18 protein-coding genes are annotated in these 25,752 nt (G+C 50.1%); 3 read left to right on the top strand and 15 right to left on the bottom strand.

All coding sequences use genetic code 11. From position 1 onward, the window contains the following. The 3 genes from HMPREF9412_RS18040 to HMPREF9412_RS18030 form a co-directional block, all read right to left on the bottom strand. The coding region (locus HMPREF9412_RS18040; RefSeq protein WP_009593094.1) for a cache domain-containing protein at nucleotides 1-891 on the bottom strand (891 nt) is incomplete at its 3' end. Between the two features lie 41 nt (nucleotides 892-932). Beyond that, a complete protein-coding gene (locus HMPREF9412_RS18035) occupies nucleotides 933-2,477 on the bottom strand; it encodes a response regulator (RefSeq protein WP_009593089.1) in 1,545 nt (514 codons plus the stop codon). Between the two features lie 52 nt (nucleotides 2,478-2,529). Beyond that, complete coding sequence (locus HMPREF9412_RS18030) at nucleotides 2,530-4,782, bottom strand: FAD-dependent oxidoreductase (RefSeq protein WP_009593079.1); 2,253 nt, start codon at nucleotides 4,780-4,782, stop codon at nucleotides 2,530-2,532. Nucleotides 4,783-4,899: 117 nt separating this feature from the next. Here HMPREF9412_RS18030 and HMPREF9412_RS18025 point away from each other — a divergent pair, with 117 nt between their 5' ends. After that, nucleotides 4,900-5,742 (top strand): AraC family transcriptional regulator, encoded by an 843-nt coding sequence (locus tag HMPREF9412_RS18025; protein ID WP_036672659.1) that lies wholly within the window; start codon nucleotides 4,900-4,902, stop codon nucleotides 5,740-5,742. Nucleotides 5,743-5,901: 159 nt separating this feature from the next. On the opposite strand, the gene HMPREF9412_RS18020 is transcribed toward HMPREF9412_RS18025, so the two are convergent. The 7 genes from HMPREF9412_RS18020 to HMPREF9412_RS17990 form a co-directional block, all read right to left on the bottom strand. Next, entirely contained in the window at nucleotides 5,902-6,609 is a 708-nt protein-coding gene (locus HMPREF9412_RS18020; protein WP_009593081.1) for a DNA alkylation repair protein, read from the bottom strand. A 615-nt stretch (nucleotides 6,610-7,224) separates the two neighbouring features. Beyond that, complete coding sequence (locus tag HMPREF9412_RS18015) at nucleotides 7,225-8,484, bottom strand: FAD-binding protein (RefSeq protein WP_009593092.1); 1,260 nt, start codon at nucleotides 8,482-8,484, stop codon at nucleotides 7,225-7,227. A 536-nt stretch (nucleotides 8,485-9,020) separates the two neighbouring features. After that, nucleotides 9,021-10,736, bottom strand: a complete 1,716-nt coding sequence (locus tag HMPREF9412_RS18010) for a response regulator transcription factor (RefSeq protein WP_009593095.1) — start codon at nucleotides 10,734-10,736, stop codon at nucleotides 9,021-9,023. A 3-nt stretch (nucleotides 10,737-10,739) separates the two neighbouring features. Then, nucleotides 10,740-12,374, bottom strand: coding sequence for a sensor histidine kinase (locus HMPREF9412_RS18005; RefSeq protein WP_254664067.1), 1,635 nt, complete (start codon nucleotides 12,372-12,374; stop codon nucleotides 10,740-10,742). A gap of 138 nt (nucleotides 12,375-12,512) precedes the next feature. Further along, nucleotides 12,513-13,391: a carbohydrate ABC transporter permease gene (locus tag HMPREF9412_RS18000; RefSeq protein WP_009593091.1), complete on the bottom strand. Its 879-nt coding sequence runs from the start codon at nucleotides 13,389-13,391 to the stop codon at nucleotides 12,513-12,515. A 12-nt stretch (nucleotides 13,392-13,403) separates the two neighbouring features. After that, entirely contained in the window at nucleotides 13,404-14,306 is a 903-nt protein-coding gene (locus HMPREF9412_RS17995; protein WP_036672661.1) for an ABC transporter permease, read from the bottom strand. Between the two features lie 87 nt (nucleotides 14,307-14,393). Further along, the gene (locus HMPREF9412_RS17990; RefSeq protein ID WP_009593090.1) at nucleotides 14,394-16,103 is read right to left on the bottom strand and encodes an extracellular solute-binding protein; all 1,710 of its coding nucleotides are present in this window, start codon (nucleotides 16,101-16,103) and stop codon (nucleotides 14,394-14,396) included. A gap of 279 nt (nucleotides 16,104-16,382) precedes the next feature. Here HMPREF9412_RS17990 and HMPREF9412_RS17985 point away from each other — a divergent pair, with 279 nt between their 5' ends. Continuing rightward, on the top strand, nucleotides 16,383-17,870 hold the full coding sequence (locus HMPREF9412_RS17985) for an alpha-N-arabinofuranosidase (protein ID WP_009593085.1): 1,488 nt from the start codon (nucleotides 16,383-16,385) through the stop codon (nucleotides 17,868-17,870). A gap of 573 nt (nucleotides 17,871-18,443) precedes the next feature. Here the strand turns inward: HMPREF9412_RS17985 and HMPREF9412_RS17980 are convergent. From HMPREF9412_RS17980 to HMPREF9412_RS17965, 4 genes are read right to left on the bottom strand one after another with little or no spacing between them, the layout of a single operon-like run. After that, nucleotides 18,444-20,018 (bottom strand): glycoside hydrolase family 43 protein, encoded by a 1,575-nt coding sequence (locus tag HMPREF9412_RS17980; protein ID WP_009593086.1) that lies wholly within the window; start codon nucleotides 20,016-20,018, stop codon nucleotides 18,444-18,446. A gap of 48 nt (nucleotides 20,019-20,066) precedes the next feature. After that, nucleotides 20,067-22,043 carry a YjhG/YagF family D-xylonate dehydratase gene (locus tag HMPREF9412_RS17975; RefSeq protein WP_009593088.1) on the bottom strand — a complete coding sequence of 659 codons (1,977 nt, stop codon included), beginning with the start codon at nucleotides 22,041-22,043 and terminating at the stop codon, nucleotides 20,067-20,069. Nucleotides 22,044-22,059: 16 nt separating this feature from the next. Then, nucleotides 22,060-23,526 carry an alpha-ketoglutaric semialdehyde dehydrogenase GucD gene (gene gucD, locus HMPREF9412_RS17970; protein ID WP_009593093.1) on the bottom strand — a complete coding sequence of 489 codons (1,467 nt, stop codon included), beginning with the start codon at nucleotides 23,524-23,526 and terminating at the stop codon, nucleotides 22,060-22,062. 24 nt (nucleotides 23,527-23,550) lie between these two features. Beyond that, the gene (locus HMPREF9412_RS17965) at nucleotides 23,551-24,426 is read right to left on the bottom strand and encodes a fumarylacetoacetate hydrolase family protein (RefSeq protein WP_009593084.1); all 876 of its coding nucleotides are present in this window, start codon (nucleotides 24,424-24,426) and stop codon (nucleotides 23,551-23,553) included. A 169-nt stretch (nucleotides 24,427-24,595) separates the two neighbouring features. Here HMPREF9412_RS17965 and HMPREF9412_RS17960 point away from each other — a divergent pair, with 169 nt between their 5' ends. Beyond that, the gene (locus HMPREF9412_RS17960; RefSeq protein WP_009593080.1) at nucleotides 24,596-25,471 is read left to right on the top strand and encodes an AraC family transcriptional regulator; all 876 of its coding nucleotides are present in this window, start codon (nucleotides 24,596-24,598) and stop codon (nucleotides 25,469-25,471) included. Nucleotides 25,472-25,554: 83 nt separating this feature from the next. On the opposite strand, the gene HMPREF9412_RS17955 is transcribed toward HMPREF9412_RS17960, so the two are convergent. Then, nucleotides 25,555-25,752 (bottom strand): glycoside hydrolase family 95-like protein (locus tag HMPREF9412_RS17955; RefSeq protein ID WP_036672657.1); only part of this gene is annotated, 198 nt, incomplete at its 5' end.

The following is a 25,752-nucleotide window of genomic DNA, read 5'->3' as shown; positions in this document are numbered from 1 at the left end:
ACTCGCGGTCCGGTAGTTGTTGTTCAGCCTCTGAAGGTCCTGATAGAAATAATCCTCTTCGATGAACGCCGCAAGCGACCAGCCTAGACGGTTTTTGGTCGACTTCACGGCAACGAGCGGATTCAAGGAATCCCCTTCTATGCCGCTTACGCCGACTTTGAGCAAGGCGAGCTGCCCGCGAAAGCTCTCCTCCAGCTTCGGCGGATACGAGGCGGCTTGAAAGGGGAGCAGCTTATCGCGGGAATCCAGCCGATTAATGACGCTGCCTTCCTTCGTGAACAGTATATAAGATTGATAGATCATCGGCGCAATACGCTCCGTGAGCAAATCGAGATTAAGTTCGGCGACTACGACACCCTTCACCTTTTTGCCAGCATCCGCAATAGGCAGTACGTAAGCTAGCGTTCGCCCCGACATTGGCGAATCATAAGGTTCGCTCACGTTAATGGCCCCGTAGTTAATAAGCGCCAGCTCATAGAGTTGATTCAGATTTGGATTGCCGATGATGTCATAAACGACCTGTGAGCTTGCAAATACTTGGCCGTCAGCTCGAATCATGTACAAAGTTCTGGCGATGGAGTTGTTAATTCCCGCAAACTTGCGAAGCGTCTCGACGGCTGCCACCTCATTCCCTTCCTCCAGCAAATCGGCGCGGGTCGAGAGTAGCAGCAGCATATTTTCCACATTGTCCAAACTTGCATCGATATATTGATTCGTCCGGCTGACGAGCAGCTCTGCATCGCGAATGACTTGATTCTGAAGCAGACTTTCAGCCTCGTTGAGGTTTCGCCATGCAAGCACTTGAACGAGCAGCAGCGTCACGATGAACAAATAAATAAACTGCTTGGTAGCGAGACCAAGGCTGGCATACCAATGAAACAGTTTCGTCATTATCCCCCTTCTTTCGCGCCCGTTCTCACGCTCCCGTGCTATCAGCCATTCCGTTTATAGTCCGTCGGCGATACCCCGGTCCAATTTCGAAACGTAACGGTAAAATAGCGGTAGCTCGGAATGCCGACCTCTTCCGCGACCTCATATACCTTCTTATTCGAATGCCTAAGAAGCTCAATCGCCTTCTCCATACGAAGACGGGTTAAATACTGATTGACCGTACTCCCCGTTTCCTCGCGAAACAATTTGCTGATATAATGTGGGCTCAGCCCTACCTGCTCTGCGATAATGGGCAGCGAAATCGGCTCCTTGAGATGGTCTTTGATCCATTGCACGGCCAAACGAATCTCAAAGCGCGAACGCGACTTCCCTAGCTCGGCAGCTTCCATATCCTGAACAATATTGGCGATCATCTCAGCTAACGTTCCTGCGTCCATTAAAATCCCCATTCGGGCTGCGCTTAACTCAGCGCCCTCTTGCTGCCTGTGCCAATCAACCTGCCAATGGAGTATCCGTTCCTTCAGTTGACTTGGCTTCACTCGCTCTGCGATGCACCAATCCCTGAACTCGCCAAGCAAGCATTCCTTTAAGCTCGCAGGAGACAATGATGCTTTTCTCAGCATCTCATTTAATTCCTTCGTTTTCTTTTCCGTCAGATCCGTTAGAGGCAACGAATGCTGCGCGTACACAGCGCTTTCCTCGGGACATCGGTCGTAAAACAGCGCAACTTTCCACTCGTTCGAATAGGCGAGCGCCGATGCAATTTCTTCCTTCGATGTGAGCGGCTGGCTAAATAGGGCAGATACTGTCGCGCAGCGCTCCTGCTTGGTCTCTTTCCGATTCAATAGCTCCGTCAAGTGTTGAACGAACGTGCGGAGTGACTCAAGAACAGCATCGGTAGGAGTTCTGCCTTCAAGCAGAACAAAATATTCCCGCTCCCGTACCGTCAGCCAAGTCAGCCAGTTTGGATCCCTTTTTTCCTCCTCGGTCAGCCTCTGTTGAACCGTGTCCTTCACAGGCAAATAGCCTAATGGAGGAATGTCTAGCTGAAGTCGTACCAGTCGAATTGGACGATCTACGCTTAGCGTCATCGATTGCCAATCAGAGCCGGCTGGCTCTTGCCCGTGAAGCAGCTTATCGAATAAGGCGGCTTGCAGCTGCCTCTGTTCCCTTCTCGCATGCTCGTGCACCATGCGCTCCTTGACGACCGCAGCTCTCGCTTTGTCCATCGCCTGTTTAAGCTCTTCTTCCTCCAATGACACCTTCAAGATATACTCAAGCGCTCCAAGACGGAGCGCTTCTTGTACGTAATGAAAATCGCTGTGACAGGTTAACAATATGATCTGAACGTTCGGGTGCCGCTTCCGGAGTTCCCGTATGAGAGCAATGCCGTCCATAACCGGCATCGTAATATCCGTTATCACGACATCTGGCGTGCGTTCAGCACATAGCTGCATCGCTTCCGACCCGTTGCTCGCTTCCCCTATCCATTCGGCTCCGCACGCCTCCCATGGAAAGATCCGAAGCTCTTGGCGCAGAGGAATTTCATCTTCGACGATCAATACGCCAAGCGGCTTTATGACCATGATATCCTCTCCTTTAGCTCAAAATGAAAGCGCTGTCATTTTATTTATTCCATTATAGAGCATAGACTCTTATTTCGGCAACCTCCGCGCGTGGTCCTCCGTTCGTTTCGTCGATCCATAGTCTAATCGTATGCGACGAGATGGAACGGCTGAGCTTATGCACTTTTTTGCGCTTATGGTTGTGCTTCTCTTCAGCCAGTGTGACCCATTCTTCACCGATGAGCTCTTCTATCCGATAAGCTCGGACGAGCTCAGGAATCGCTTCGAAAGCGGTGCGGTGATGGTGCAAATTTATTAAGTCTTCATTAACATCGTCGTTAAAGGTGACGTGGATCTCGGCGATCGATTGCACTTCAGCCCACTCCAGCTGCAGCCATTCCGGTTTGCCTGGAGACATCGGCTCGGACATCCATAAATGCGGACCGGCGAACGGCCGAATATACCCGTCCGTCACCGCTGCGGCAGCGTACGCTTCCGTATTTGGCGTAACCTGCAGACATAGCGGCTTACGGTTCCAACGGCGCATGCTCCACTGTACGACCGGCTGATCCGGCTGACGATCCTCTAAAAGAGTCGAGACGATCGGCTTTGGCCCTTTCTCAAAGCACAGCACGCCGGTCATCGGAGAATCCGATCCGTGAAGATGAATCGCTTCGTTTGCTTTAATAATAAGGAATGCATTGCAGGGTGCATTGGGCTGCCAAACTAAGTCCAGCTTAGCCCACTGCCTGGTACCTTCGGCTACTGACACTGATGCTTCAGCCACCATCTGCTTGGGCACGTAATTTTCACCTTTTTCCGTATGCCACAGCTCCACTTCAAGAGTAGCAGCCTTTGCCGCATCGATCAGCAGCGCCACTGATTCAAGCGAGGGGTTCACGGGAAACAGGATGCCCAGTTCTTTGTCCAACGGGTGTGTATAGGTTGAGTCCGTCAGCGACACTTTGGTCATTGAGCTGGATGCCGTAATTCGGGCCGATTTGGCGAGATCGTAAGGGTCGTCTGCCGCGATCCCGATAATCGACGCATCCTGCCTGAGCATCGTCTGCTGCAGGTCGATCATATGGTCACGGTGCAACACACGTGGCGATATCCCTTTCTGCACGCACAGTGCTGCACCGCTTCCGGCTGCTTCGCCGATGACGGCACAGGTTGCCATTACCCTCGTCGTACCGAATGCGACGTGAGTTGCGCTGATATCGCGGCCTGCGAACATCAGATTGGTGACGTTGCTGGAGTACAGACACCGAAATGGAATATGATAGATGCCGTCCGAAAATAAATGCTTTGAACCGCTCTCTGTCGAATACATGCCTTGCGGCGGATGAAGATCTATCGACCAGCCTCCGAAGGCGATGCGATCGGTGAAGGGCACCTGCTCGATAATATCGTTTTGGTTCAACATATAATCTCCTGTGAATCGGCGATACTCCCGTTTGCCAGGGAGCGACCCGACCCATTCCAGCGTCATGCGATCGGCATCGAAATTGCCGGAGTTTTTGATATAATCCCATACCCCGTAAATGACCGACCAGAGCTCATCGCGTATTCGTTCATTATCATGCACCGTATCCAGCTCGCCGCCCCATTCGATCCACCAATAGTGGCAGCCTGAGTCGCCGCTGCGAATGACCCGCTTCATCGGGATCGCCGTTTGCGTAATGTCCTTCGCAAAGCTCGGCGGAATGTACTTGACCGGCCGATCGGCTTCCTTCGTATAGAACAGGAGCGTGCTGCCAAGCGTAATATCGTCCGCCGTCTCCGGTGCCCAGTCCTCGTTGTATTCCTCTGCGGCCTCGCGGCCGATCCGATATTTAGCGCCTGCCAAAAAACCCGCAAGGCCATCTCCTGTACAATCTATGTACATATCGCTTTCAAACCGGATTTTCCGCTCGGAGCCCATCATCCAGCCCGTGACCGACTTCATGATGCGCTCCTCCTCCGTGCCCTCCGCTTCGACCTCGTGCACATCCGTATTGAGAAACAAGGCAATGTTCGGCTCTGCTCGGACCGTCTCGAGTACGACGAGATCCCATAAATACGGATTTCCATCCGGGTTCCGGAATTGATTCTCGACGAACATTTCTCCCATGATGCCGGTTTCTCTCGCGTAACGCTGCGTACCATGCGCCGTAGCACCGCATACCCACACCCGTACCTCGCTGCTAGAATTGCCTCCGAGTACGGGTCTGTTGTTCACGAGCGACACGGTTTGGCCAAGACGTGCCGCTGCAACGGCAGCGCATACGCCGGCCAGGCCTCCGCCAATAACGGTAATGTCGGATTTTACTAATTCAAACTTCAATCGAATCCCCCCATGCTTAGAATTACTATCATCTTAATCGAGGGGGTCGTTATTTAACATGCACTGCGCTATCATATTGGCATATACTTTATTTCATTCTGGAGGCGGATTGCCGTGATGATGTTAAATCGAAGCCCCATCCTATATCCTAGTCTAATGCATCATGTCTTTTGGAATCATAAGAAGCAATTTCAATACAGCGTGGACACCTACGGACATTGGGTTCTATTTGCGGTGGAGGGCGGCAGCTTCCGTTATGGGATCGGCGATAGCGAAGGTACGGCGCAGATGGGCGACGTCATCGTTTGTCCGCCGGGCATCGATTTTCATCGCGACGTTATCCATGCGCCGTCCTTTCATTTCATCGGATTTTCGTTAGGCTTTATATCGGGAGAGGCGGTTGAAGGGCAAGAGGCAGTGCAGGACGTCCACCATCGTTTAGCGGCTTCTGCCTACAAGCCCGCCGTCGCGCATAAGGAGAGGTTTGCCGATAATTTGAGATATTTCAAGAGGCAGGACGAAGCTGCCGCGGAGATCGATCAGCGGAGCTATTGGCAAAACCATGCGCTGAACGATATTTGGCTCTTTTGTTTGCAGTCGATAGCGGTCGGTGTGGTTGGCGAAGACAAAAAACCTGCCGATCCTCTGATGGAACAAGCACGGCTCTATATCCAGCAGAACGCCTATAAGGACATGAGCTTACTGGTGCTTGCGGACGAGCTGGGCATCAGTCCCGTTCAGCTCACCCGCAGATTCAACCGAAGTGTGGGGATGACTCCTTCACGCTATTTAAGCCATATTAGGCTGGAGCAAGCAAAGTCCTTGCTCGTCGATACCCATCTGAATTTAGAGCAGATCGCATTAGCTTGCGGCTTCAACAATGGGTTCTACCTCAGCCGCGTGTTCACGAAGCTGATGAAAGTCAGTCCTTCCGCTTACCGGAAAACGAACCGGGTCTAATGCCTGTAACAATCCCCTCTATTCAATAGTAGGAAGCGATAAGACAAATACACTCCTTGTTCCGAGCTTTCCCTGATCGTTAGCTGCCTGCCTTGAGCTTTATGGCAGCCCTGAGGAAATTATACAGCCTAGATCGCATATCCGCCTCCGCTATTACGGTTAACAAATGCAGGTCTTTTTCTTGCTGCCGATTCGGCCCATCGCCTCGATCTTGCCGATATATTCCGTTGCAAGCGGCACTTTGCATGCAGTATTGCCGACATCCACATGCACTTTGCCGACCGACTCTGCGACTGCCTTCGCTTCCTGCGTTAACGCCTCAACGTATGCGCCGACCGAAATAAGGAAAGTATTCATTACATATCGGACCCAGTTGCGCTCGCCGTGGATGGTGTCGCGCACTCTTGTGAGAAAACTGCGTATCTCCTCCATGTCGAGCACTTCGTCTGGCGCAATCGATACATAATTGGCATATGTGCTCCATCCGCTTACAGCGATTAGTTCCTCCAGCGAATCTATCCACTCCAACGCCAGGTCATGCGCAAAAGGACTTTCTGCCGCTACTCTCGCTACCGTATACTCGGCAGGCGAATGCCAATTGGCTCCCGCCACCCAATGCTGCAATTGTTCTTTGGTAATCGTCTTCGGATTGACGCTAAGTCCCGCTAGATACATCGCATCGTAGTTGCCGGATTCATACAGCTGCAAAGCGAGAGCTTGGTCTTTTTTCACATGCTTAACGAGCTTCTTCATGTCCCCGATTTTGACGCCAAAGAACGGCTCTTTCGCACCATGGCGAATATAAGTGTTTTTCGTCTGCTCACTGCCCATTCCAGCCAATGCCTGCATGATTTCTTCATAGGTCATCAATTATTCACGCTCCTTAACATATATACCTTGAGTGGTTCGTTGTCATCATTGTGACTTCTACGATCCTGGAACTCTCCATACATCCCCCCTTGTTTCTTCAGAAAGTATAATATAACCCCCAGTTTTTTTCACTTTTATTACATAATTGATCAAGGGTGTTTTTTTATGGTGATCAAGAATGCTTATGAATAACTTAACCTGCCGGTTAACTTAATGAATTAGAGCAGAGAAAAGTAGTTGATTTTTATCTAATCGGTAATCGGAACATGTTCTTGTCCTTTTCGGCAATCGGGATAAGAGCTTGAGCCAATAAAACAAAAAAGCCACTAAATTAGCGACTTTCAATGGGATTATGTTCATGTCCCCCGACAAGTTAATTGAACGATCATATCACTTTTCTGCTAATAGCTTTATTTTGTCTAAGTTATCAACAATGTGGTTTAACTTAGTCATTGATAAAATGTTTCATTCGTATAGGAATATATATTCTGTTGCTAACCAAAAACCTCCAACCCTTATTGCAAGTGGTGGAGGTCTTAACGAATGCAACAAATTAACATTGTGTTTCATTCCATTAGATCACTTTTCTAAAATGGTGATTAATCCTTAACATCAATGCATAATGTAATGATCCAGAAACGTATTTCGAAACTTCCCTATTGGATCGTATCGAAGTAGCAGCTGACGGAAATCCGCTAACCGCTCATACCGAGCTTGTATCATTTCCGACTCCATCGTAAACAGCTTCGCCCAATGCGGGCGTGCTGCAAACGGTTCGAGTTCACGTTCTATAAGCGGAAGTAATTGGCGCACGCGCTCCCAATCCGGCTTCCATGTAAAATGCAACCCAACACTGTCTTGCCGGTAGCATGGGCTCATCCAGAAGGTATCCGATGCAATTGTTCGAATCTCGGAGATAAAGAGCAGAGGCGCAATTCTATCACGCAGTTTGCCTAGCGCACGCATTGCCTCGACCGCATGCCGCCTCGGAACAAAATATTCACTTTGCAGTTCGTTGCCCGCGCTGGGGGTAAATTCCATGCGGAAATGAGGCAACCGTTCATACCATGGTCCAGGATCGCCCATCTGCTCGCTGCAGTTCACCACAGATTGGCCAAGTACCATATGCCGTTTTTCCGGAGCTGGTAAAGCCCCGAAGAAATCGGGAGATGTCTCATCTTCCCCGTTTATTCCCACCTTTCGTTTTACCCACACTTGATTGAATATGGGCTCTGCCCAGTCCGTAAACAAGCTGACACTGTATGCGGAAGATAAGATTTCGTCTATGCCATGATCCAGTGCAGAAAAAGGAAGACGATCATATACGGTCTGACTTACCTGAAACGAAGGTACTAAATCCAATTTAAGCTTTGTGACGACTCCCAGTCCGCCGAGTCCGACAACCGCCCCATCGAACTCGGGGTCTGTCCCGCGCGTGAGCACCGTAACTTCTCCGTCCGATTTCATTAGCTCGATAGCACGTACAGAAGACGCCAGGCTTGCATTCAGATCGCCCGAGCCGTGCGTGGCTGTTGCCACGGCGCCAGCCACGCTTATGTGCGGCAGCGATGCTAAATTATGCAGCGCATAGCCATGATCATTTAGATAGCGGCACAGATCGCCATACCGAATACCACCCTCGACGGTTACGGTTCTCTGTACACGGTCGAGATCGATTACCCGATTCATCTTTCGAAGCGAAAGATGGCTGCCCCCGGTATCGGCAATCCCGTTAAAAGAGTGACACGAGCCAAGCACGCGTATGCTTGTGCGGCTAACTACTAGGTCTTTAACTTCTTCTAGACTTTTAGGCTCAAGCAACTCCATCGAACGATAGCGATAATTCCCGGCCCAGTTCAGTTTATCTCCCATATGAACGCTCCTATTTAATATGCTGGTTTTTGTCCTGAATCTATTTGATCATTGGTTAACCTGAATATCCAAGTACTCCTCAATTTTGTCAAAGTGAATCGGTAATCATAAACTTTAATAAACACAGCCTATCGCACCTTTGTGTTGATTCACCAGTAATTAACAGGTAAATCAACTTAAAACTAGGTATTCGGCATGACGACGCACTTTCCTGCCCGTTAGCTTAATGAAATTGCATGGTAACGTACGTAGTTAGATGCTTATCTAATCGGTAACCGGACTATGTTCTTGTCCTTTAAGGCAATGGGTACAAGTTCTTGTCCTCGGCTCGGGACAAGAACTTGTACCGATAAAACAAAAAAGCCGCTAAAATAGCGACTTTCAATGGGACCTAATCTTGTCCCTCGACAAAATAGCAATTTCTCTTGGTTGTCGGGTATGCTAACTTCTATTCCCACTAATATCATCTCAAAATTTCACATCTTAATTTGGGATATTCCTAAAGTCAGCTCTACCCACCCCGACTGGCATGCCGGCTATGGTTTTTGGATCATATGTTTTTCCTTGTACTCCTGCGGTGAACAGCCGGTAGCCTTTTTAAAGAAACGAGTAAAGGAGGATGCGGTTTCGTAGCCCACACGGCGGGCAACTTCACCGATTCGGAGATTCTCGTTTTTAAGTAAACGCTTGGCCTGCATCAGACGGGTGAAGTCAATAAACTCCGTCAAATTGTTTCCGGTTTCCTGTTTGTAGATGCGGGATAAATATGACGGATTCAAATATACTTGTTCGGCCAATCGTACCAACGACAGGTCTTCATCCAAATGATTGCGAATGTATTCCTGTAAAAAATCGATGATATGATCCGCTCGTTTTTTCTGTTCTACTTTTTGCATGTCGAACAACACAGACGATAACTCCGTCAAAAATAAGGAAGCTTCGCTCCAGTTGTCAAAAAAATCGATCCGCATCAGTCTGTTTTGACCCACCTGAGCTTCAATCTTCTCATTAAGTGCCCATCGATTGATATAGGACATCAAATACAGGGACACGGTGTAATAAATTTCCTGGGCAAAGGCATTATTTTTCGTGCGAACGTCTCTGATAGGACCAAGAAGCAGCTCCAAAGCTTCAAAATACTTGCTCCTTTGTCCTGCCTCCAGATATTGCTCGATAAGCGAAAGATCGTTGGACTTAAGTACCCGCGCAAGCCTTGCTCCTTCGGGATCCTCTTCCTTCAAACCCTGAACATTGCCTGCCTCATCGGATTCATCATGAACCACATCATCGATAAGAAGAACTGTATTTTCGAGTCCGATCCGGTAATTGAGCAAGTGGTGGAGCGAGTGATACTTATTGGAAACCGATTCCCACCCATCCGCTTGGCTGCCGATCGTAAAGCTGATCGGAATTCCGATATTTTCTTGGCATGCTGACTGGATGACCTCCAATATTCCTTTAAGAAACGATACTGTTTTATTGAACGTCTGCTGGATCGTTTCCTCATTCACAGTACCGGTAGCGGACAACGACTCCTTAGGCTGAATAAAAATCACAAATCTGTGGCTGTCATCGAGCACAATCATAAAATTCACACGGGTGGCTAAATACCTCTGCATGATTTGACGTACGGCATAGATTTGCTGCATCTTCTGCATATAACCGGTTGAGTCAGAGAATTTATCTATCTTGCCCACGACCAGGGCAACCGGCCACTGAACATTCAGCGGGATCGACATTTCTTCAAACTGTGCTTGATTGGCCAGTATCCCACGATTACCTTTTAACATGTCTAGAAGATAATCTTCTTGAAACAAATTAAGCGCGATGTTAATTTGCTCTTTGGCCTCCCGGATCAGATCTTCCGTTTTGATTTCCTGGCGGATTTTTGATACGGTCTCTTCGACCACTTGAATCACTTTGTCGATATTTTCGGTCTTTAAGATATAGCTGACATCCTGATACTGAATCGCTTTGTATACATATCTGAATTCACTGTGCCCTGTTAAAAAAATAACTCTGCACTGAGGCCAGCTTCGATAAATCTCCTCCATGAGCTGCAGACCGTCGATATGGGGCATATCGATATCGGTCAACACGATATCAATTCTTGTGCGGTTGAGCCACTCGATGGCTTCTTCTCCACCGTAGGCTTTATAGACATCGAGATCCAAATGATCAAATCCTCGAAAAATTTCATAAAGATGATTCACTATGATCTCTTCGTTATCGACAATCAGCAGTCTGTACATCTCTTACACACTCGCTTTCGGGTCAAGTTGCAGCGTCACCTTCAAGCCGCCCATCGCGCTTCGTTCCAAAATCAGGCCGTGTTCGTCACCATATATCAACCGAATCCGGCGATGAATGTTAATCAGTCCTGAGGTCTCGATATTGGACGTATCGTAAAGGAGCTTTTGGAGTGCGGATAATTTGGACTCCGACAGATCCGTTCCGTTGTCCTCTACGATAATACGCAATGCGCGGTCGTCCTGCTGAAAGCGGATTGTGATCAAGCCTTTGACCTTGGTTTGCTCCACAGCATATTTGAATGCATTTTCAAGAATCGGTTGAAGAATCAATCTAGGCACCTGTATTTCCTTAACCTCATCCGGAAGATCTTCAAATTGGATCGTCAACCGGCTTGGAAATCGCATGAACTGAATCTCGCTATAGGTCCGTGCGTGCTCCATTTCCTCACGCAGCGGCAAAAAATCCGAAGCATTTCTTGTAATAAACTGAAAATAATCACCTAGCAGCTTAGTAAAGGGGATTAAATTATCGTCCCCTAGTTTAGCCATCGTGTTAATCAAAAACAAACTGTTATATAAAAAATGCGGACTAATTTGCGATTGCAATTGCTTTAGCTCCGCTCTCTGGTTTAGAATTTTCTGCTTGTATACCTGCTCTATTAAAGCAGATACGTTTTGTACCATCGAATTAAAGCCTTGATAAAGATAACCGAACTCGTTTTTGCTGTTTACGTGGATCGAGACGTTAAAATTTCCGCTCTCGACGTGTCGGAACGATCCGACAAGCTTACGCATGGGCTTGTGAATTAAGTTATAGGTGTAGATGGAGTAAAACAACATAATCAATGCGCCTGCACCGGTGAATACCCACAGCCAGATATAAAAATCCCGCAGCGGCACAAAGATGAGCTCTTGAGGAATATAACGCAGTAAGAGGATATTCAAATAATCCGATTTGACAGACACCACATACATTTTCTGACCGTTTATGTTGCTGTATGTGACGTTCCCGCTCTTAAGTTCATGGTAGTTTCCCACCAAATCTTGTAAGCGTACATTTGCATCGTTGCCTTTGCCGCTAATGACGATATCGTGTGTGAGATCAATTAAAAAGGATCCGCTGTTGTCGTAGGTATGAAACTGGCCCAACGCCTCTTGAAACGCAGCCATATCCAGTTCAATCTCGATCATATACTTTTGAGGCAAGCCGGCATTACCGGCATGAAGAGTGGTTATGTAAAGATTATTCTTGTATTGCACCAGCTGCGCGCCAGTTTCCCCCGCCGGAACGCGAATCTGATCCAATTTGTCCATATCGATCGGGCTTACGGTAGTGGTGGAGGAAATGGTTTTTTGAATCGGCAAGATGTGTGCGCTTACATTCGAGGTGTAGGAACTGCTGTTATGAATAGTGACGAGACGCTGATGGAGCTTTCGCATGCTTTCCATGATTTCATACTCGTCCATGATGGAATACCGTACCGCGAGTTTGCCCAGGTATTCATCAGTCAAGCTTTCGTGCTGCAAAATTTTAATGCGTTCGATCTCCTCCTCCAGGCTTGTAAGGTAAAACGAAACCTGTGCAGTCGAAGAATTAATAATTTCATTTTTTACGGTGTTCAGGCTCCAATTGTACATATAGATGCCCAAGAAAATAATTAGGACGATCGCCAATAAGAAGGACGCGATCAATCGTGTGAAAATGCTGTTCTTGATCTGTCCTCCCTCCCTTATTCACGATTATTATTGCGGGAAACGAGGTAATGCCTTTCGTGTTTATCCCTTCACGCTCCCGAGTACAATTCCTTTGACAAAGAAACGCTGCAGGAACGGATACACACAGATGATCGGCAGAGCTCCAAGGAAAATCTGGGCCGAACGCAGCGTCTTATCCGAAATGTCCGCCATAAGCTTGGCCTCTTCCGGCGTCATCGTGGCTAACGAGCGCTGAACGACGATCGTCTGAATGTAGCTCTGGATCGGGTAATGGCTGGGATCGTTCATATAGATTAACCCATCGAACCAGCTGTTCCAGTGCGTGACCAGTGAAAATAGCAGAATGGTCGCAAGAGCCGGTAAGGATACCGGAACGTAAATCTGCCACAGCGTTCGCCAATGTCCGGCACCATCGATAAACGCGGCCTCACTCAGTTCCTTTGGCACTGCTCGAAAAAAATTCAACAGCAAAATGACACTGAATACAGGAATCGCAGTTGGGAAGACCAGCGCCCAGATCGTGTCGATCAACCCGAGCTGTTTGACAACCATATACGTCGGAATTAATCCAGCCCCAAATATCATTGTAATAAAAAAGGCCCATGAATAAAAGGTGCGCAGCCGGAATTCTCCCTTTTCTTTCGAAAGCGGATATGCGACTGTAGCGATCAATACGAGATTCAGCGTCCCTCCCAATGCGATGCGCTCCAGGGAAACGAGCATCGATTGCCAAAAGGCTGAACGATGTGCGACAAATTCATAGGATTTCAACGTAAATTCCTTCGGCCACAAGGTTACGGCTCCTGTTGCAGCGACAGCGCTGGAGCTTAATGACACGGCCAGGATGTGTATCATCGGAATCAGACACAGCATTCCGACTGCGATCAAGAATATACTATTGCACACAACAAACCAATCCAGCCTCTTTTTTACAGGCATATCAGTCCCTCCTTAGAAAATCCTGTAGTCCGCAACTTTATACGCGATGTAATAGGAGACGGACACGAGAACAAGTGCGATAACGGACTTAAATAATCCCACTGCGGTTGCAACGCCGAATTGCGCATCCAGCAAACCGATGCGGTACACGAAGGTATCGAGAATATCCCCGCTTTCATATACCATCGGGCTGTACATGTTAAAAATTTGGTCAAATCCGGCATTCAGCAAATTCCCCAAATTAAGAACCATAAGCAATACGATAACCATCTGCATCCCAGGCAGCGTCACGTGTAGTGTTTGCCTCCAGCGGTTCGCTCCGTCAATCTGTGCCGCTTCGTACAGATTCGGATTGATGCTTGTAAGCGCAGCCAGATAGATGATGGTCCCGTATCCAAACTCTTTCCATACGTCCGTCAAAATCATGGTGTTTGGGAACCAACGATTGTCACCAAGGAAAAAGATCGGTTCAATCCCGAACGATTGAAGTGCCCGGTTGACCAAGCCGTCATTCGGTGACAGAATTTCGATAAAGATTCCGCCCAATACTACCCAGGATAAAAAATGGGGCAAGTAAATCGCGGTCTGCACTCCTCTCTTCAATGCCATATGCCGGACCTCGTTTAAAAGAATCGCAATCACAATGGGCACAAGCAGTCCAAGAATCACTTTCATCATCGCGATATAAAACGTATTCCACATGATGTTATCGAAGCTCGGCAGGTTCATCACATATTCGAAGTTGCGCAGACCAATCCAGTCCTGATCGCCGAACAAACCTTTCGCCGGTATAAACTTTTGGAACGCAATAATGATTCCGCCAATGGGAAGGTAATTGAATACCAGCAAAAAAAGAAAACCCGGCAAAATCATAACATGCAGAGGCAATTCCCTTTTCCAGCTTCTTTTTTGCATCATAAATCACCCGTTTCTTAAGATGAGAATGAGGAAGGGAAAGGATGCTCTTGATCAATGCAGCATCCTTTCCATGGTCCTAGGTACTTATTTTACAGATGCGTACCACTCATTGACTTCTTTGGTCATATCGGCTCCCCCAAGCGTATTCCAATTCTCTACGAACTTGTCGAACTCATCAATCGAAGTGGCACCCATAATGATTTTGACAAATACCTCGGTTTCCAGTGCTTTTAGTGTGGACTGCTTTTCCGCCATAGTTTGGGTAGGCGGTCCGGCAAACGCCTCAAGCATGAAATGGTCGTTCTCGAGGTACTTCACGCTATGCTGGAACACGCCGTCTTCCCCATAAATTTTAGGCCATCCCCATAAAGTGGTTTCTCCATTGTTGAAGGCTTCCATATTTTTCTGAATCGACAGTGCCTCACCGGTTAGCTGATCCAAGGTTTTATTCTTACGTGCCTTCTCGATTTCCTGGAACGCATTCACGTTTTTAAATGGTGGGTAGGGTTGTACCGGCGAATATTTCCACACGCCAACGCTGTCATTGGCGGAAGGCATATAATAATAATCGAAATCTCCGCTTTCTCCCCAGTTCAACTCAATGTGCAAATTAAACATTTTCACCAGGGCTTCCGGATTGGAAAATCCTTTTCTGACGACCCAGAACTCCGATGCGGCAAATTTCTGCGGTGACAGCACCGGTTCCCCGTCCACCGAAACCAAGGCGTAGCCTTTCCAATCTGCACCCGGATCGTTCTGATAGTTGCTGATGAGCGGGTACATCGGATTCCATTGTTGCCCGAACTCCATGCCCACCTTGCCGGCGGCTATCGTCTCTGCCACCTTGCCGCCGTCCTTAACTCCGAATTCCTTGTCGATTTCACCAGCCTTATACATTGAAGACAGCGCTTTCAATCCCTCCTTTACTTCAGGAAGCGTACTGCCCCAAACCAGATTTCCCGATCCGTCATCGATCCACATGTTCGGGTACGCGTGGTAGCCGGCAAAAAAACCTTCCAGCCCCATGGCTCCACCGTACAGATCCTTCGTAATTGCTAGACCGTAGGTGTCATTGATCCCGTTCCCGTCCGGGTCCTGCGTGGTAAACGCTTTACTGATTGCAATCACATCATCCATCGTTTTGGGCTCTGAAAGCCCAAGCTTCTCTAACCAGTCGGCACGAAGCCAGATAAATACGCCGTCTCCGTATCCCTCCGGCGGACCAAGGCCCACCATCTTACCATCAACCGTAGCGGCCTGGAGGACCGCAGGCCCTTGCACCGCGTACAGCTCCTTCATTTGGTCAGAAGCATATTCGTCCCAGTACGGTGTGAGATCCTCGATCATATCTGCTTCAGCCATCTGTTTCATTTGTGCGGCTGTGACGCGGATCATGTCCGGAATATCCCCAGATGTCAACGTTACGTTAACCTTTTGGGTATAAGCATCCCCGCCGCTGACCGTCCAATCGTATTTTACGTTGATTCCCAGTTTTTCCGAGAACGCTTTCAACCATCGGTTGTCTTCCACTGTTTCGCCAGGTGTTTTGGGTATGATGTTATCCTGCATATCGTTGTCTACATCGCGGGCAAATCGAATCGTGAGCGGTTCTTCATATTTGCCGAACGGTCCTTCCGCTGCGGTGGCTCCCCCTTCAGATGATTGGCCTGAACTGCTTCCTGACGGATTGGTTGACTGTTGATTGTTTGAGTCGGAACTACATGCGGTGATCACTCCTGTTAAAAGTATTGTCGCTAAGATGAGGACGACTTTCGGATAAACCCTTCGTTTCATGCTCATAACCCCCTTGAAATCGTTTTTGCTTTGAATCACGTTTCATTTTAACCCTGAAATTTAGGTATGAATACAGGCGAGCTGTTACATTTCTAACATTTGTTTACGCTTTTGTCTCTCCCCATGCTCGCAGTTTTCAACAAGTTTATCATTTCTTTACGACCTCGTTCGGGAGCATGAAATCGGGTTGAACCGCTAAAATGAAAGCGCTATAATGGATCATCGCAAGGAAGTTCACAGGTCTAGCAACATATATTTTTCCGAATGGAGAGGAAGGCTATGGCGTTACTGTTCATCGATTCAGGGCGGAAGTACGGAAAAATCAACAAGAATGTTTACGGGCATTTTTCAGAGCATTTGGGACGAGGTATTTATGGCAGCATTTTTGTCGACGAAAACAGCCCAATTCCCAATATCCGCGGGATACGCACCGACGTTGTTGAGGCATTGCGGCATATCCGGGTGCCGGTGCTGCGCTGGCCAGGCGGATGCTTCGCTGAATATTACAATTGGAAAGACGGCGTAGGTGCTGAGCGCAAGCGCATCGTGAATGCAGGCTGGGGCGGCGTCGTGGAGGACAATTCATTCGGCACCCACGAGTTTTTGGATCTATGCGAGCAGATCGGCTGCTCGGCTTATATCGCCGCCAACGTCGGCTCCGGTACCCCTAGAGAAGTGAGCGAATGGATTGAATACATGACCTTTGACGGAGACTCGCCAATGGCCAACTGGAGGCGCCAGAACGGCAGGCACGAACCGTGGAAGGTTGAATATGTCGGCATCGGAAATGAGAATTGGGGTTGCGGCGGGCAAATGCGGCCGGAATATTATGCCGATGTGTACAAGCAATTCAACACTTATGTTCGCAATTACGGTAATCATCGGATTTTCAGGGTTGCTTGCGGTGCCGACGGCAACGATTATGCCTGGACGGAAACCTTGATGCGCGAAGCGGGCACCAATATGAATGGATTGTCTCTGCATTATTACACCATGCCGGGATATTACAAATCTGACGAATATCCCGAGGAGCGCAAAGGTCCGGCTCTGGAGTTCGACAAACCGACCTATTATCGCACCCTGCGCCGAGCGTTGTATATGGATGAATTAATTACCCGGCATAAACATGTCATGGATCGCAACGACCCCAAAGGGAAGGTGTCGATCATTATCGACGAGTGGGGAACCTGGCATGAGGTGGAGCCTGGGACTCACCCGGCATTCTTGTTCCAGCAAAATGCGATGCGAGACGCCATTGTCGCCGGAGTGTCCCTGAATATATTTAACGCCCACAGCGATCGGGTTCAAATGGCCAATCTGGCGCAGCTGGTCAATGTTCTCCAATCGGTCATCCTGACGGAAGGCGAGGATATGGTGCTCACACCGACGTACCATGTATTCGATCTCTATAAAGGGCATCAAGATTCGACACTGATCGAAAGCTATATACAACCGCAGCTGACGGGGACAACCGAAGCCGAGGTGCCGGCTCTGCACGTCAGCGCATCGAAACGGGCGGACGGCCGCGTTCACGCCACAGTGGTGAACTTGTCCGCAGATGAGTCCCAGCAGCTCCTTTGCTTGTTAGATGGTCAAGCGTTTTCCTCTGCCGAAGTTCGTTACATATCTGGGACCATGACGAGCCACAACGCGTTCGGACATCCCCCACAAGTCGAAATAAGAAAGATGCCGGTTATTCCCATTAAGGACAACCGTATGGATATGCACCTTCCTGCCTGCTGCGTTGCTGAAATCGTATTGTCTTAATATTAATGCAACCATGCTAACTCGTGGCCGAGTTCGTTGATTTGTCGATAGCTCCACTTTCCTACACATGAGACGGTGGTTTCTTACTTGAGTCTTCTGAAAATGCTTGAATTTTGTAATTTTTTTGCATCATAAATGCACCCCTAGAATCATCGGAATCGCCAGGGGATTCCAATGTCTATTCTAAGGGGTGCACTTAATGGTCTGATACCGCCTGTGGAGAAGTTGCCCAGAAATTTTGGCCCGTCCGGCATTGTTTTTGTTGATAGTCACAATCACCAACTTGATATGGTCTTTATATGGTCTTTATATGCTGACGTGCACCTGCCGTCTCCTACCTTCCCTACAGCTTGCCTCCCTGGTTCTGGCCCTGAATACAACAGCCCTACTCCAAGCACGTCCGAGCGGTATCCCGAGATCTTTGTCAGCGTTACGTTGAAATTGCGTTTCAACTGCTCTCGCTTTTCTTTTTCAATTTGAGTGTTTTTAACCCCTTTTCACTAGATCCTCTCTGGTTCACGATAGCATCAACAATGCCTTTGGATGCTTTCGAATGATCTCGATGATTGCCATTCACATTTCTTTATATACAAAATAATCAAAATCAGCGTGTTTCCGAGTCCCGCCAAGATCTTGCACGCAAAGACCGATGAAGGTCCCCGTAAACCGGATATATTCAGGGGATTCATCCGACAGATGCGTGACATCGAACCATCCGCCTGCCGGATGCCAGGACGGATCATCATGTAACCCATAGTAAAAACAGGCACGGTCATGATCGATCACAACCTTTAACCGGATCCCGTTCACCGATTTCAACGGGATATCCTCCAGCAGCTCGTCGTATAACCCGTATCGCGACTGAATGATTCCCAGGCACAGTCCTTTCTCTTCGTGATAAGTTACCCGTAAATAAAGATAGTCTTTCGTATCGTAATACAGAATCAGCCCTGCCATTTGCTGCGGATGGTCCGGTGCAAACTCCAGACAAGTTTCGGCTTCGCACGCAAAAGCCTGCAATCTTCGGGCGACCATGCTTTGCCTATGCGTTGAGCTCATCGATTCCATTCCGCGCAGGCGCAAGTACCCGGGACGTTCTGCAAGGCTCAGCCACGTTGAGTCCGGCGGAATACGAAGCGTATTCCAATCGCTCCGGAGTATGGCTTGATCAAAGTGGTCCATTTTCGGTGCCTGTTCAAAAGGATGTGGCTTGATTTTCGGTGCAGGCACCCGAACCTCGGGATATCGTTCACCGCTCGCAAGCCGCAGCCAGCCGTCCTCGCTCCAAATGCACAGCTGAAGAGCCGTCTCACGGCCAAGTGTGCAAAACTGCCCATTGACGGGCCTGCCGACCAGGTGGGCCATGTACCATTCGCCGGTATGTGTCTCGACGAGGCTGCCATGGCCGGCCTTCTGCAGCTTTATATCCGGCCTGCCATATGAAGTAAGGATCGGATTGGCAGGATCGACCTCATAAGGTCCTTGTAACGTGCGGGAGCGCGCTACCGTCACTGCATGCTCGTAACCGGTTCCTCCTTCAGCCGTTATTAAATAATATAAATCCTTGTATTTATACAGATGAGGCGCTTCCGTCAGCCCTAATGCCGTGCCTTTGAATATGTTCACGGAGGGCCCGATCAGTTTTTGTTCCTGAACGGAATACTCCTGGAGTACGATGCCCGAGAACCGGTTCTTTCCCTTACGGTGATCCCAGATCATATTGACCAACCACTTGCGTCCGTCCTCATCATGAAATAAGGAAGGATCGAACCCGCTGCTGTTTAGATACACCGGCTCGGACCACGGGCCTTCGATATTCGTCGCCGTCACAAGGTAATTATGGGTATCCTTAAAAGCGCCGACCCGGCTTTTGACATCCGTGTAGATCAGATAAAACACGCCGTTGTCATAGCTAAGGCAGGGAGCCCATACTCCTCCGGAGTTGACGTTGCCTTCCATATGCAGCTGCGATATCCGGGTCAGCGGAGCTTCTATCGGCTTCCAATGAACCAGGTCCCGGGAATGGTGAATCCGTACGCCCGGGAACCATTCAAAGGTGGACGTGGCGATATAATAATCTTCCCCCGCCCGACATATGGACGGATCGGGATGAAAACCGCGAAGAACGGGGTTCGTGATCATATGCATGAAGCAACCTCCGGTATGAAAATGATGTTTGTACAAAAATGTTTGATTTCAATGCCAGCCCAGTGCTTTTTTGCCGGCTTCCAGAGCGGTTATGATCCGCTCCACATCGTACACATTCCCTCTCCATGTTCCTCCACTGACGGACTGCAGCGCAGCCCACAGCCTGGTGTCATCCGGCAGAGCTTCATCAGGCCGCATATCCGGGTGGAAGGGCCTTTGTGCTAAGATGAGAGCTCCCTCCTCTGGCGAAACCTCGATTTCCCCTTCACCGACAAAATTCATGCTGCCTTCCAGCGTGTTGCGATCCACGACAATATCGATCAAGTCACCGTTCCGAAGCTTGCCGATCGGCCCGCCTGCCAGCGCTTCGGGGCCAACATGGCCAATGCACGCCCCGGTGGAAACACCGGAAAACCGGGCATCGGTAATGAGCGACACGTATTTGCCGAATGGCAGATGCTTCAGCGCAGACGTAAGCTGGTAAGTCTCCTCCATCCCGGTCCCTGACGGCCCCCGCCCGAGAAGTACGACGACGTCGCCTGCCAGAACACCGCCAGTCTTAATTGCACGGATCGCTTCGCGTTCGGTTGTAAACACTTTTGCTCTTCCTTTGTGACGATACACGCCATGGTTATCCAGTACCGTAGGGTCGATCGACGTGGATTTGATCACAGAGCCCTCCGGAGCGATATTCCCTGTTGGAAATGTCACGGTAGAGGTAATGCCAAGACGCCGCGAATACTCAACGCTCATAATGACACTGTCCGGATCTATCCCGTCCTTCTCCTTCAGCTGCTTCCGCAGCAGATGACGGCGTTCCGACGATTCCCACCAGTCGAGAACCTCGCTCAGCGTCGTACCTGTTACGGTAAGCACGGACTCATCCAGTACGCCAAGCTGCCTGAGGTGAAGCATCACTTCGGGCACGCCTCCAGCTTGAAACACCCGAATGGTCGGGTGGAAGATCGGGCCGTTCGGCAGGGCGCTGACCAATCTCGGCACATCTTTGTTGACCTGGATCCAGTCCTGCACCGCAGGCACGGTTAAACCGGCTGCATGGGCGATGGCCGGAATGTGAAGCAGCAGGTTGGTAGAGCCGCCGAACGCGGCATGAACAGCCATCGCATTGCGAATCGCCGCATCGGTGACAACGTCCGCCATTCTCAGCCCTTCGGACTCCATCACCATCAGTGCGCGTGAGGATTGGCGCGCCATTTCGATCCAGATCGGCTGCCCGGAAGGCGCAAGCGCGGCATGCGGCACCGTCATGCCCATCGCCTCGGCGACGACCTGGGCCGTTGCCGCCGTGCCCAGAAACTGGCAGCCTCCCCCCGGTGTAGAGCATGCCCGGCAGCCAAGCTCCGCCGCCGCTTCAAGCGAGAGTTCGCCGCTGACGTACCGTGCGCCGATCGTTTGAATTTTGCCTGCATCCTCTCCATCGACAGGCGGCAGGGTGACGCCTCCGGGAACGATCACTCCGGGCAGCTTCGGCATGCCTGCAAGCGCAAGCATCATCGCCGGCAGACCTTTGTCACAGGTGGCGACGCCGATCACGCCTTTGCGCGTCGGCAGGGAACGAATCAGTCTGCGGAACACGAGAGCGGCATCGTTCCGGTACGGGAGCGAGTCGAACATGCCTGTCGTGCCCTGTGATCGGCCGTCACAGGGGTCGCTGACATATCCGGCAAACGGTATTCCGCCGCGGCTCGCTATCTCTTCCGCCGCAGCCTTCATGAGCAGGCCGACCTCCCAGTGGCCCGTATGGTAACCGAGGGCTGCAGGACTGCCGTCCTCATTGCGAATTCCGCCCTGCGTGCTCAGGATCAGAAACTGTTTTCCGTTCAATTCCCCGGGCTTCCAGCCCATTCCCACATTCTGGGACATGCCGAACAAGTCGCCGCTCGGAGCGTTCCGCAGCAAATCATCGGTTAAAGGCAGACGTCCCGATGCCCCGGGAGCTTGCGCTATAATATCGAAACAATTTGAGTCCTTCTCCCCCATAATCGACATAATCGGTTCGTGCATGGCACCCTCCTGCAACTTATGACTTTACGAAGACTGTTTTGATGGTAGTGAAAAACTCGATCGCCGCTTGACCCTGTTCCCTGGAATGCGAGCTTGACATCTTCATCCCGCCGAACGGTGCCTGCAGTTCTACGCCGGCCGTTTCCGCATTGATCCTGACCAATCCGGCATCCATATCCCGGATGAAAGACAGCATTGCCCCGACATTTTGCGTATAGATGGAGGCACTCAAGCCATAGTCGCTGTCATTGGCCGTCTTTATGGCTTCCTCCAGGGAATCCACTACGATCAACGCAAGCACAGGGCCGAAGATTTCTTCCCGGGCGATGGACATATGCGGTTCGACACCCTCAAATACGGTCGGCTGGACATAGAATCCATCTTCAAGCCCTGGACCGTCCGCTCTTTTTCCGCCGGTCAGCAGTACGGCACCTTCATCCTGCCCTTTTTGAGTATAGCTCAGCACCGTTTCGAGCTGTCCTTCGTTCGCGCACGGGCCCATCCAGCTTTCGGATGACATGCCGTCGCCCAGCTGGATCTCTTGGATTTGCGAAAGGAGCTTTTCTTTAAAGGCTTCATATACTTTTCGTTCAATGATGACCCGGCTGGTGGCGGTGCATTTTTGGCCGGTGGATTTCAAGCCGCCGCTGATGGTGGCCTCGACTGCCAAGTCCAGGTCGGCATCCGCTGCAATGATGATCGGATTTTTGCCGCCCATTTCAAGCTGATATTTGGCCCCTCGGCCCAATGCGGCGGCGCCGACCCGTTTTCCGACTTCGTTGGAACCGGTGAACGTAATCCCATTGACATCCGGATGCTCGGCAAGCGCAGATCCGATCACCGATCCTCTGCCGCATACAAGATTGAGAACCCCTGCCGGAATTCCCGCTTCCTTAAAGCATTCCATGATTTTAGCCGCTGTGACCGCCGTTTCCTGTGCCGGTTTTAATACAACCGTATTGCCGTAAATCAAAGCCGGGGCCGTCTTCCAAATCGGAATCGCTACGGGAAAATTCCATGGAGCAATCACGCCCACAACACCAAGCGGTACCCGAGTCGTAAACATCAGTGCTTCGCTGTCCGTCGAAGGAATGACATCGCCGACTTTTCGCATCCCTTCACCGGCGTAATATCTTAGGATCGCGACGCCGCGCATCGTCTCTCCCTTGGCTTCGGCTAGCGTTTTGCCCATTTCCCTCGTCATCGCCTCGGCAACTTCCTCGGCCCGGCGTTCCAGCACATTCGCCGCTTTGAACAGAACATTGCCGCGTTCCGCGCCGGTTAATCTCCGCCAGGCTCGGCCAGCTGTTTTGGCCGCTGCGACAGCACGGTTCAGATCCTCTATACCGGAAACCGGTACATAACCGACTACCTCATTCCGATTCGCCGGATTGATGCTGGGTTCGGTTTCTCCGGACGCCGCCTTCATCCATTCTCCGTTGATATAGTTCCTGTATATCTGCTCAACCTGAAATGCGGTCATGGTATTTATCCTCCTTATATTTAACTAGTTTGAAATGACAGGATTCACCAGCGTACCGATGCCGCCTATGGTTATTTCAATCCGGTCCCCGGGCTCAAGGGTAAAATCATTAGGCGGCACAATGCTGGTGCCTGTCAAAAGCACCGTACCCGCGAACAAGTCATTGTCCTTTGCCAGAAAGGAAACCAGCTCATCCAGCTTTCGGTTTAATTCACTCGTACTGGCCTCGCTCTTAACGACCTTACGTCCCTTGCGGTAAATCTCGCAGATGATGCTGAATGCATATGGATTCTGCACCGTTTCCGCAAGCCGGATGGCCGGTCCGATGGAGCAGGATTTGCGCCATATCTTTGCTTGCGGCAAATACAGCGGGTTCTCCCCTTCGATATCGCGGCAGCTCATGTCATTGCCGACGATGTAGCCCGTAATGCTGCCATCTGCGTCAAGCACCAATCCAAGCTCAGGCTCTGGGATCTGCCATGTGGAATCGCTGCGCAGCGTAACAGTCTCATTCGGTCCGACGGTCCTGGCGGCCGTGGATTTGAAAAAGATCTCTGGCCTCTTTGCGTCATAAACTTTATCGTAGAATGTCAATGCATCCAGCTTTCCATCTGTGGCTTCATAATTTCGTGCTTCCCGGCTTCGTTGGTACGTAACGCCGGCCGCCCATACTTCGGGTGCTTCCACTGGCGTGATAAGGTGCAGCGAAGTCCAATCGCCAGCCAGCTCGTTTGCCGGTGTAACAGCGCTTTCAACAAGTTGGACAGGTGAAATCCCGCGCTCCCTGGCTTGATGGATCAACGTCATAAAATCCGGCTGCGGCAGACGATAGGCTCTTTCATCATCCGTAACGGCTGCCAGCCGCTTCTGATGTCCGTCTAGAAATCGAATAATTCGCATTCAAGCTTGCCCCATTTCTTCCCCATCGGGTTGATATTACTACCATAGCACCACCGATGGTTCATGACGATGCGCTAATCTCTACGACGATTTACCCTTTTCACGCATGATATTTCTGTTATGATGAGTCTATGAATAACGGAATATAGACATACCGAGGAGGTTTTCTGTGACCATGTTTTCAGAAGCCGCATATTTAGGTCGTCTGCCCGATGTTCGCATGTCGTTTCAATTACTGGGACTGCATGCAAGAAAAGTGGATTCCCGCTGGACCTATCCGTCCCACGAACATTCCATGTACGAAATTCACTGGATGCTGGACGGCGAGATGAACATGGTGGTAAACGGACAGCTGCACAGGCAGTCCGTTGGAGACTTGTTGTTCATCCGCCCCGGTATGACCCATTCCTGCACCGGCGCCGGTCCGCAAGGTTTCACTTACTTTTCCGTCCATTTCAGCGTCCACGATACATCCTTTTGCAGAGAACTCAACCGCTGCAAGGACATTTATTATCCGGCTGATTCGGCTTTAACCCAGGGACTGTCCTCTTCGCTGTCTACATTGTATAATCTGGCAACAGAGCATTTATCCAGCCCGCTGCCGGCCTCCAAACAGATGAAGGTCCATGCCGCCGTATTCGAATTGCTCGGCTCGTTGGTCGGACAGCTGTCTCAGACCCCATCCGTCGCCCTATCCCGAAAAGAAACCATCGCCCGTCAGATCGCGGAGCAAATCGAGGACTCCGTAAGATATATCCATCTTCACGGTGAAATTCAGGAGAGCGAGCGAACCTGGATCCAAGACATCGCCAAGTCGCTGAACCTTAGTCCGTCGCAAGTCAATCGGATCTTTCGGGAGGTTCACGGCAGAGCACCGCGCAAGTTTTTATCCGAAACCCTCCTGAACGAAGCCCAGCGGCTGTTGAAGCAAACCGACCTAAGCATTGACCATATTGCGATGATGCTGGGGTATAAGACCAATGCGCATTTTAGCCGCCAATTCAAGCGGTGGACCGGGATGGCGCCCAGTGAATACAGAAACTGAGTCCAGCAGCAGTCATTAGATGATGAGCCGGATCCGTAACCTCATTAAGAATGCGTATCTCGAGCAATAAAGTTAATTGATGCTCACTCATCCCTTTTCTTGGTGAACGTGTAGGAGCGGCCAGCTTCCCCTGTAAACGAAACAGGGTCAAGTCCAGGTGCTTTTATACGGCATGGACCGGAGACTGCGCAGGACACGACCACTTCAGTAACCTGTCCCTTCGTCCAGGTGAAATTCAAGGTGAAGCCGCCTCGTGCCCGCAGCCCTCTGACTTCCCCATC

This window comes from Paenibacillus sp. HGF5 (assembly GCF_000204455.1).
Classification (GTDB): Bacteria; Bacillota; Bacilli; order Paenibacillales; family Paenibacillaceae; genus Paenibacillus_AQ; species Paenibacillus_AQ lautus_A.
The sequence above is the reverse complement of the archived record's forward strand: the minus strand, read 5'-3'. Positions and strand labels throughout refer to the sequence as shown.

Excerpts from the sequence above, each read along its gene's own strand:
- HMPREF9412_RS18035 (WP_009593089.1), bottom strand. The coding sequence starts at position 2,477 with ATGGTCATAAAGCCGCTTGGCGTATTGATCGTCGAAGATGAAATTCCT.
- HMPREF9412_RS18025 (WP_036672659.1), top strand. The coding sequence starts at position 4,900 with ATGATGTTAAATCGAAGCCCCATCCTATATCCTAGTCTAATGCATCAT.
- HMPREF9412_RS18020 (WP_009593081.1), bottom strand. The coding sequence starts at position 6,609 with ATGACCTATGAAGAAATCATGCAGGCATTGGCTGGAATGGGCAGTGAG.
- HMPREF9412_RS18015 (WP_009593092.1), bottom strand. The coding sequence starts at position 8,484 with ATGGGAGATAAACTGAACTGGGCCGGGAATTATCGCTATCGTTCGATG.
- HMPREF9412_RS18010 (WP_009593095.1), bottom strand. The coding sequence starts at position 10,736 with ATGTACAGACTGCTGATTGTCGATAACGAAGAGATCATAGTGAATCAT.
- HMPREF9412_RS18005 (WP_254664067.1), bottom strand. The coding sequence starts at position 12,374 with ATGTACAATTGGAGCCTGAACACCGTAAAAAATGAAATTATTAATTCT.
- HMPREF9412_RS18000 (WP_009593091.1), bottom strand. The coding sequence starts at position 13,391 with ATGCCTGTAAAAAAGAGGCTGGATTGGTTTGTTGTGTGCAATAGTATA.
- HMPREF9412_RS17995 (WP_036672661.1), bottom strand. The coding sequence starts at position 14,306 with ATGCAAAAAAGAAGCTGGAAAAGGGAATTGCCTCTGCATGTTATGATT.
- HMPREF9412_RS17990 (WP_009593090.1), bottom strand. The coding sequence starts at position 16,103 with ATGAAACGAAGGGTTTATCCGAAAGTCGTCCTCATCTTAGCGACAATA.
- HMPREF9412_RS17985 (WP_009593085.1), top strand. The coding sequence starts at position 16,383 with ATGGCGTTACTGTTCATCGATTCAGGGCGGAAGTACGGAAAAATCAAC.
- HMPREF9412_RS17980 (WP_009593086.1), bottom strand. The coding sequence starts at position 20,018 with ATGCATATGATCACGAACCCCGTTCTTCGCGGTTTTCATCCCGATCCG.
- HMPREF9412_RS17975 (WP_009593088.1), bottom strand. The coding sequence starts at position 22,043 with ATGCACGAACCGATTATGTCGATTATGGGGGAGAAGGACTCAAATTGT.
- gucD (WP_009593093.1), bottom strand. The coding sequence starts at position 23,526 with ATGACCGCATTTCAGGTTGAGCAGATATACAGGAACTATATCAACGGA.
- HMPREF9412_RS17965 (WP_009593084.1), bottom strand. The coding sequence starts at position 24,426 with ATGCGAATTATTCGATTTCTAGACGGACATCAGAAGCGGCTGGCAGCC.